7 protein-coding genes are annotated in these 8,656 nt (G+C 67.7%); all 7 read right to left on the bottom strand.

Translation table 11 applies throughout. From position 1 onward, the window contains the following. Positions 1 to 3: 3 nt before the first annotated feature. The 7 genes from ACZ59A_RS37165 to eccD all read right to left on the bottom strand — a co-directional run bounded on the left by ACZ59A_RS37165 (position 4) and on the right by eccD (position 8,524). Entirely contained in the window at positions 4 to 492 is a 489-nt protein-coding gene (locus ACZ59A_RS37165) for a YbaB/EbfC family nucleoid-associated protein (protein WP_470968186.1), read from the bottom strand. A 16-nt stretch (positions 493 to 508) separates the two neighbouring features. After that, positions 509 to 3,847, bottom strand: a complete 3,339-nt coding sequence (locus ACZ59A_RS37160) for an AAWKG family protein (protein WP_470968184.1) — start codon at positions 3,845 to 3,847, stop codon at positions 509 to 511. Between the two features lie 71 nt (positions 3,848 to 3,918). Then, positions 3,919 to 4,467: a type VII secretion system-associated protein gene (locus tag ACZ59A_RS37155; protein ID WP_470968181.1), complete on the bottom strand. Its 549-nt coding sequence runs from the start codon at positions 4,465 to 4,467 to the stop codon at positions 3,919 to 3,921. Between the two features lie 133 nt (positions 4,468 to 4,600). Continuing rightward, positions 4,601 to 4,921, bottom strand: coding sequence for a WXG100 family type VII secretion target (locus ACZ59A_RS37150; RefSeq protein WP_470968178.1), 321 nt, complete (start codon positions 4,919 to 4,921; stop codon positions 4,601 to 4,603). A 59-nt stretch (positions 4,922 to 4,980) separates the two neighbouring features. Next, the gene (locus ACZ59A_RS37145; protein ID WP_470968176.1) at positions 4,981 to 5,322 is read right to left on the bottom strand and encodes a hypothetical protein; all 342 of its coding nucleotides are present in this window, start codon (positions 5,320 to 5,322) and stop codon (positions 4,981 to 4,983) included. A 303-nt stretch (positions 5,323 to 5,625) separates the two neighbouring features. Continuing rightward, on the bottom strand, positions 5,626 to 7,101 hold the full coding sequence (gene eccB, locus ACZ59A_RS37140) for a type VII secretion protein EccB (protein ID WP_470968173.1): 1,476 nt from the start codon (positions 7,099 to 7,101) through the stop codon (positions 5,626 to 5,628). Between the two features lie 22 nt (positions 7,102 to 7,123). After that, the gene (gene eccD, locus ACZ59A_RS37135; RefSeq protein WP_470968171.1) at positions 7,124 to 8,524 is read right to left on the bottom strand and encodes a type VII secretion integral membrane protein EccD; all 1,401 of its coding nucleotides are present in this window, start codon (positions 8,522 to 8,524) and stop codon (positions 7,124 to 7,126) included. Positions 8,525 to 8,656: the final 132 nt, after the last annotated feature.

The following is an 8,656-nucleotide window of genomic DNA, read 5'->3' as shown; positions in this document are numbered from 1 at the left end:
CCATCATCCCCTCTCTGTGTCCTCGTCGATCTCGTCACGCAGCCCATCGCTCGCCCTACGACGCGACGCCGTGCCCCGCTCAACCGTGCTCGCCAGCGGGCCGAACACCCTCTCCCAGTCGAAATCCATCCCTTCGATCACGGGCATGTTCTCCTGGGTCTTGTCGGCCAAGGGCTGAAAGGTCTCAAGCACCATGCGGGCTATCTGCGCATGGGCCTGCCCGGCGGCCTCCAACAGCGACGCCGACAGCTGAGCGGCGCCCATCGAGCGGTACTTGCCGTTCAGGAACTTCACCTCGCTGAGCTGGCCTTGGGCGTTGACGAGGACTTCCACGCTGCCGTCCCGCGACCGGGCCGTGGCCGATGCCGTGCTCAGCTGCGCCTGCGCGCGGGCCGCGGCCTTCTGCGTCTCTTCCAGGTCGGCCCTCGCCTTGGCCAGCCTCTCCACGATGGGATTCCTCGCACCGGGACCGCCCATGTACTGATCACTCATTGCTCGGCTCCCTCACTCATCGCCCGATCACGGCCGGCACGCCGTCCTCGTCCGTGCCCCAGACGTCCTCGTCCTCGCCCATCCAGGCGGCCCGTTCCCGGTCGGCGCTCTGGGTCTGCTGGCCCCCTCCCCCGGCACCGCCGCCCATCGGCGGCATGAAGGGCATGCCACCGGACGTGGCCGCGGTGCGCTGGGCGACGGGGACCCGCTCTTCCTCGTCCTGGTGTCCGGAACTGTTGCGCCCGGCAGGCGCTCGCTGGATGCCGCCCTGGCCGTCGTCGATGACAGAGCGGACGCGCTCGCCGTCGTTCGAACCACCGCCCGTGGTCGTACCGTTGATGCGGGTGCCGGAGGGCAGCATCGGCATGCCGTTGTTGCCCTGAGCCTGGTCCGAACCCGTCCCCGACGAGCCTCCGAAAGCGGGGTTCTGGTCGTCCAGCTCCTCCCCTTGGCCCGAGGAGGAGTACGGGGGCGAGTACTGCGAACTCTGGCCGGACGGGTCCCCGAGGCCGGATCCGCCGCCGAGTTCGGAGGGCAGGGACTGGCCCTGGTCGATCGGGGTGGTGACGGTGGTGCCGTCGGGCTGGTGGTAGGTGACGGTGCCCTTGTCCGGGTCCATCACGCTGCTGCTGCCGCCGGGGAAATCGGTGGTGAGGGTGCCGTCGTCGTTCAGCGTCGTGGTGCTGCCGTCGCTGTTGGTGAGCGACTCCCCGGGGCTCAGGTGGTCGATGTCGGTCGTGCCGTCAGGGAGGGTTGTGGTGACGTCCCCGCCGGGGTCGACGGTGCTGGAGCTGCCGTCCGGGAAGTCCGTGGTGACAGACCCGTCCGGGTTGAGTGTGGTCGTGCCGCCGCCGCTCGGGGAGTCCGGCGTGGGGATATCGAGCTGGCTGCCCAGGTCTCCGCCGCCGTCGCCGATCCCTAGCTGCTCGGCCTGCTGTTGCGCCTGATCGGCCATTGCCTGCTGCTGTGCCAGTTGCTCCTGCTGCGCTTCCTGTTGCTGCTGCAGCTGTTCCTGCTGCTGCTCGGCCTGCTGCTGCGCCGCATCCGCCTGCTGCTGCGCCTGCTGCTCGATCTGGTGCTGCTGTTGCTGAAGTTGCTTCTGCTGCTCCTCCTGCTGCTGCTCCAACTGCTCTTGCTGCTGTTGCGCCTGCTGCTCCACCTGGCTCTGCTGCTGTTCCAACTGCTTCTGCTGCTGCGCCGCCTGCTGCTCCAACTGTTGCTGCTGCTCTTGGGCCTGCTGCTCCAACTGGTCCTGCTGGTCCTGCTGGAACGGGAAATTGGTTTCGGTCTGGGGCCGCTGCTGCTCCAGCTTCTCCTGTATCCGCTCAGCCTCCTTCTCCTGCTGGTTGGCGATCTTTTCGGCCTGCTGCTGAGCCTCGTTCTGCTGCTGCTCGACCTGCTGCTGCATCTCGCGCTGCTGCTGCCTGCGCTGCCGTACGACCCGCTGCTGGGCCTGCATCTGCCGCTGGGCCAACTGCTCCTGCTGATGCTGCATCCGCTGCTGGACCGCCAGCTGCTGATGCTGAAACTGCTGCTGCTGTTGTTGCTGCTCCTTTGCCAGCTGTTCCTGTTGCTCCTGCTGCTGCTGTTGCAGCTGCCGCTGCTGCTCCAACTGCTCCTGCTGCATTTGCTGCTGCTGCCGCTGCTGCTGCTTTGCCAGTTGCTCTGCCTGCTCCTGGGCCTCCTGCTGTGCGTTCAATTGCCCCTTGACTTGCAGGCCCTGCTGCTCGGCCAGCTGCTGCTGCTGAAGTTGCTGCTGCCTTTGCAGCCGCTTCTGCTGTTGCTGCTGCTCCTGCTGCATCTGCCGCTGGGCCGCCAGTTGCTGCTGCTGAAGCTCCCTCTGCTGCTCCTGGGCCTCCTTCTGCACCTGCTCCTGCTGCCGCTGCATCTTTCGCTCAGCCGCCAGCTGCTGATGCTGAAGCTGCTCCTGCTGCTCCTGCGCCTCCTTCTGCATCTTTCGCTCAGCCATCAGCTGCTGATGTTGCAGATTCTCGGCCTGCTCCTGTGCCTCTTTCTGGCGCTCCCGGGCCTTCTGCTGCAGCTCCCTCTGGTGCTCCCGCTGCTCCGCCGCCTTGTCCTGAGCGAACTGCTGGCTCAGGCTGGTGGTCTCCGTGTCGATGGATTCCGGGAACTTCTGGTTGTTGAAGGCGTTCTGCACCTCGATGACGGCTCGTTTACCGGCCTCCACCAGCTGGTCGAGCACAGAATTCTGCCAGCGCCTTATGGCCTCTTCGCCGATCTTCTTCCAAGTGCCATAGCCGCCCAGCGGACCGTACTCCCTGTCACCGCCGTAGAAGCCTTCTCGCTCGACATAGTGGTCTCCGATGACGGTCGACCCTACGATGCCGTCGACGCGATAGCGCGCCTTCAGGAGATTGTCCTTCCACACATTGTCGGTGACATCGAGCAGGACGTCGTGCAGCCATCGCAAAGGATTACCCGTGTACAACTGCCACGTGTTCCAGGTCGAATACAGGTTGTACGCCGCGGACTCGATCGCCTGCCGGAATGAGCGAAGGTCGGAGCCGAACTGCGACTCCATGGACGAGGTGAGCGGGACCTGCCGACTGTAGGACTCGTAGTTCTCGGCGAGCCCGTGGACCAGGTCCTTGAAGACACCCGCCGCCTGCCCCCTCCAGGACGCGTCGCCCTTGCCGAGCTCGCGTTCCCAGTCCCGCAATTCCTCGTGCTGCTGCTTGAGGAAGTACGCGACACGGTCGAAGGCGGCGGCCGCCCGGTCGAAGGTGCCAAGATCCACCGTATCCGTGAGGTGGTCCTGCCTGAGGTCCCCCTCCCACGCGAACCCCTTCGTGTTCCCGGTTTGAAGCAGCCGGTACAACGCCAGTCCACCGCCATAGCTGTACAGCGACAGGTCGATGTTGTCCCAGACGACATCCGCTGACTGCCCGTGGAAGTCGAAGCCGAGACTGCTCCCGAACTTCGCGCCGTGGACCACGCCGCCGGCCGGGGGGTCGTCCGTGCCGTTGGTGCCCAGCATCGTGACGCGGCCCCGCATCATCTCCACCTCGGTGCCCACAGGCGCGTCACCGATCGGGCCGTCGTTCCCGGAGAAGAAGGGGACCACGAAGTCGGTGTCCTCGATGCGCCACCCGGAGTTCGCCGTGCGCCATGACATGTCCAGTGCCGCCTGGCTGATGGCAGTGGTCGGCTCACCCTCGAATTCCGAGATCTCGACCCGCATCAGCGGGATGCGGTCGTTCCCGAGAAGATGGTTGAAGAGGGTCCCACGTTCCGGCATCTCAACGCCCGTCAGCACCTTGACGGCAATCAGCCACCAGTCCGAATCGGCAGCGGAATAAGCGGGATAAACATTGTCATTTCCAGAGTCGGCCACGGCACAGGACCTTCCGAGGGCTGTTCAATGAGACGGGGATGCGGCGGTGGAAGCGGACTGCGACTGGCCGGTCAGATGCTCTCGGTATCGCCGCTGTCGGACGAGGTACTACTCAAGTCCTCGTCTACGTCGTTGAAGATGTCCATGAACTTCTGTCCGTTGATGGATTGCAGATTTTGGTGCTGCGCGTTGAAAAGCTGGTGGATGGTGTCCCGCAGGTTCTCCCCGATGTCGTCGAAGAGCTGGGCCTGCTGCTCGAAGACGGATTGCAGGTTTTCAGCCGTGCTGGAGACCGCCTTCTGGAGCTTGGCCCCCTGGCCTTCGAGATAGCTGTCGTCCGCCATGAATCCCATGGCCAGCGGCCTGTCCAAGCCATAGATGGGGCTGCTCGGCGAGACGTCGGCCTCACCGATGAGCCCGTTCATCGACGGCCCGATGCCCGGGTCGTTCATCTGGATCTTGCGGACCTGCTCCTGGAAGGGCATCACACGGTTTTCCAGGAATGACTGGAGCCCGGCCTTGTCCAGCGCCATGGGCTCGGCTTCCGGAGCCGCATCCTTGGGCGGCGCATCCTGTGTCGTGAGTTGCTGATGCGCATCCGGTTGCTTGTCGTCGGCCACGCCAGGCTCCTTGGTTCAGGTCAGATGGGGATGTACCGCCCGCCACCGGGGGGGGGAGGAGGACCGAGAGTGGTCCGAGACCGGCGGCGGGCGGCGGGAGCCATGCGGCCGCGGGGGTCGGCCGGCACGGCGGTCAGCGGCCGATCTTCACCGAGCCCCACATCTGGGTCAGCGAGTTCTCGCTGTACTGGTAGTTCTCGGAGACGGAGGTCAGGAGTGCGGAGTGCTTGGTCAGCAGGTCTTCCATGGCCTTGACGGCGTTGTCCCAGGCCTGCTGCTTCTGGTCGTATTCCTCTCGGTCATCACCGATCCAGGAGTTCTTGAGCGGGTTGAGCTCCATCTCCATATTGGAGAGCGTGGTCGCGATGGCACTCGTCTGCGAGATCATGTCGTCCGCGGCGTTGCTCATCTGCGAGTAGTCGACGTAGATGAAGCCGTCGGTGAAGTCACTCATAGCCAGTTCTCATCTCACTTCGGGTAAGGGCGGCGGGAACGGAGGCGCGTCCCTCACGCTCAGCCGGACAGGGCGTCGAAGACGGCGTTCGACTGGGAGTACGCGTGGTTGATGGATTCGTTCGACGAACCCTGCTGCCGACCGTGCTCGGTGAGGGTCTCGTTGAGCGTGTCGATCATGTCCTGGACGTTCCTGAGGATGACGTCGGCCTTCTCCTCCCAGGCGACGACCAGGTCCCTGAACGCGCCACCGTCGCTGCCCTGGTAGTGCGTCATGAGGTTGGTCTTGGTGGTCTCGACGTCCTGGCGGCACCGCAACACACCGCTGAACGCCATTTCCAGCGCCTGTACGCCGTTGCGCGTGGCGGATTCCTCCGACTGCTGCATGCCGTTGACGGCCATATGTACACCTCTCATCGTCCGGCCTTGAACGGCCGCCGGCCGATGGAAATCTCGGCGGCGGCGTTCCAGGAAAGGGGGCCTGCCAAGGGCCAGATTGCAGGCGTCACCGATTGGGGTCAGCCAAGCCGCACCGACCGATTCGGTTCATCACCCCGGATTGGGATATTCACCCGTCACGATGTGGCTTTGCGCACCGAGCCTGGCACGCGCCCAAGGCGGCCTCAAGGAAGATGAGGGGGACTAATATGCTCCCCGGCGGATTTATTGCGAGCCGAAGAAAGGCCGTGCCTCGGTTACGGCCCTTCAGTCCTTGTGCTCGTCCGGCCCTGAGCAGCGGGGTGCGGTCACATCGGCCCGGCCCGTGCGCGCCGCTTCCGGGGACAGGTCGGGGCCCGAGGGGAGCATCGACAGCATCAGGGCGGGTAGTTCCCGCGGCTTCCGGCCGTCGTAGCCCAATGCCTTGACCGCGTCCTCGTTGACCAGCCGGTACTTCACACCGGCGTCCGTGACCAGGTAGTGCGTGACGCCGACCTTGCCTCCGCCCGCGCCCAGGGCCCGCACCAGAGCGCCACGTCCCGGAGGCACGGTGACCCGGTCCACGGGCAGACAGGCCGGGGCCGCGGCCGCGCCCGCGGAGTGCTGGGCGACCGGGCCGAGGTCCGGCCCGGTGGCCAGCATGACGCTGAACCGGGTGCCCTTGGCGCCCGGCTCCACCCGGGCGCACGGGATCTGCCCGTCGGGGAAGGTCGCCGCCTTCGGCGGTGAACTCGGCACCGCGCCGGGGCCGCTGTCCAGCGCGTCCTCGGGCGCGAGGTTTACCTTCAGCGCCCGGGAGGGCAGCGGTACGGGGGCCGGTTCGCGACCCTCGTACGCCTTCTCGCGGGTCTGTGGATCGCCGAGTACCAGCGCGAGACCGGTCGCGCCGAGCGGCGCCAGGCCGTCCTTGCGCAGCAGGTAGTAGCGGGTCGTGGAGCCGGGCACGTGCAGCCTGAACGTCTGTCCGACCCGGGTGGCTCGGCCACCCAACTCCGGGCCCGGGTCGCCGGTGCCGGGGTTCCTGGGCGGCGCGAGGTCGGGGCCGGCGGGGAGGGCGCTCAGGAAGCCGGCCGATACGGGCACCGGCTTGGTGGTGGCGTAGCCGAGGGACTCGATCACGCCGGAGTCGGCGTCCAGCCGGAATCGGCTGCCCTGCCACAGCAGGTACCGGTTGTGGTCCGGGCCCATGACGAGCACTCCCTCGTCCTTGTCGAGCGCGTCGCCCGCGGCACCGTTTGCGACCGCGAGCGTGGTACCGGCCTTCTCGTCATCGCCGGCCGACGGGGCGGAGCACACCTGCCACGGGGCGTCGGACAGATCATCGGCACCGGGCGGAGAGTCGGGGACGTCCTCGATGCCGACCGGCGTGCCGTGCGGGGTGCCCTTGAGGGAGTCGGTGCCGACCGTGGTGGTCTTCAGGTCGGCGCCACCGAGCAGCAGCGCCGAGGCGTAGTTGCGCACCGGGCGCAGCCGTCCGTCGAGGTACAGATGGCGGGCGCCGGTGTCCTTGTTGATGATCAGCTGGTTCGAGGTGCGCCAGGAGTCCGTCGTGCCGGGCGAGATGAGGCCGACGACGAAGGCCCCGGCACTCATCACGACGGCGATGATGACGCCGATGGCGACGCCGCGGTTGGTGCGGCCCTGGGGGCTCTCGGGCGCGTCCGGGTCGGAGCGCAGCATGCTGGAGGTCAGCTGGCCCATGAGGAACATATGGGCCTGGACCTGATCGCGTTTGTTCTGCATGGGTGGCTCGTGTCCTCCGGTGTCATCCGCCGAGGGCGCGGAGGGCGCCGTAGACGCCCAGCACCCACAGCGACAGGGGCAGCATGCTGATCGCCACGAGGGAGTGCAGCAACTCCGCGGCGCGGCCCCAGTACGGGACGAGCCGGCGGCCCGGGACCGTCCAGGAGGCGATGGCGATGGCGGCGGCGACCGCGAGCACCGCGCCGACCAATAGGAGCTTGCCGGTCGAGCCGGACGAGGTGGCCGCGTCGTACGTCAGCAGGGTGCCGCCCCACGCCCCGGAAGCGACCAGCGACAGGCGCTGAAGGGTGTTGCCCAGGCCGCGGCTGTGCAGCAGGAGCAGTGCCGACAGGGCCACCATGGTGAGGATTTCGGGGAGGTCGGAGGCGCGGCCGAGGCCGAGCAGGCAGCCGGCGCAAATGGTGCCGACCGCCGCGTACAGGCCGGTCATCCAGCCGTCGGCGACGACGGCGCGGGCGGCGACGGCCGAGGGCGAGTGGGGTTCGATGCCCTCTTGGAGCTGCTGGGCGTTGGTGGGCAGCGGGGGCATGCGCAGTCCGGACAGCCGGAAGGACAGCGAGGGCACGAACGCGCCGAAGATCACGGCGGCCAGGGAGACGAGTCCGGCGGCGTGGGCCGCCGACAGGTCGGCGGTCATCATCAGGACGGCCGCGAGGACACCCGCGGCGGCGACCGCGACAGCGGCGAGGAAGAGCGCGGCGAAGGCGACGACCAGGGCGACGGCGAGCATCGCGGCACCGGCCGCCGCCGCGCAGGCGGCGAACAGCCGGGCGCCCAGCACCTCGTACAAGTGCGGCCCGCCCACATCGCCACCGGGCAGCAGCCATCCGGCCATCGCGAAGTAGGGCACGGCGACGAAGCCCAGCGCCGCGCCCGCCTCCGCGTCGCCGACCGCGCGGCTGGCCGATGCGGCGCCACCGAGCAGCAGCGCGCCACCGACCACCGCGGCCAGAGCGCGCAGCTCGGCGGACGGGCCGGGTAGCGCGAGGACCGCGAGTCCGGCGCCGAGGGTGATGACCAGCAGGCAGAGCAAGAGGCGGCGGCTGGTGGACGCCGTCCAGCCGAAGGGACGGTCGGCCATGGTGGTGGCGATGCCGTCGACCAGGTCGTCGAGCTGGATCTCGGGCAGGGTGTCGGTGTGCGGCCTGAGGTAGACGGTCTCGCCGTCGAGCAGGCCGAGGGATTCGAGGCTGCTCCCCTCGTCGAGTGGTGCGCCGCCGAGGCGTTGGAGCACCCATCCCCCGTGTGCCAGACCCTGCTCGGCGAGATCGTCGCCCGCGTGCCGCACCAGTGCGGGCAGCAGGTCGATGACGGGGACGTCGGCGGGAACCGCGAGGTCGATGGTTTTGGCGGGTGCGCGCACGGTGACGCGACACAGCCCTGCCGTTGCGTTGTCTGTCATAGCTGTACTCACGCTTCATCGGGAGACGGATGGACGTCTCCGGGAAATGGACGGGTGGAAGTGTCCGGGGAGAGCCAGTCGTTGGACGTGTGCGCGGCGGCGCGGCACACTACGTGCGGAGCCGCTGCAGGA

This window comes from Streptomyces sp. NPDC040405 (genome assembly GCF_055595765.1).
The sequence above is the reverse complement of the archived record's forward strand: the minus strand, read 5'-3'. Positions and strand labels throughout refer to the sequence as shown.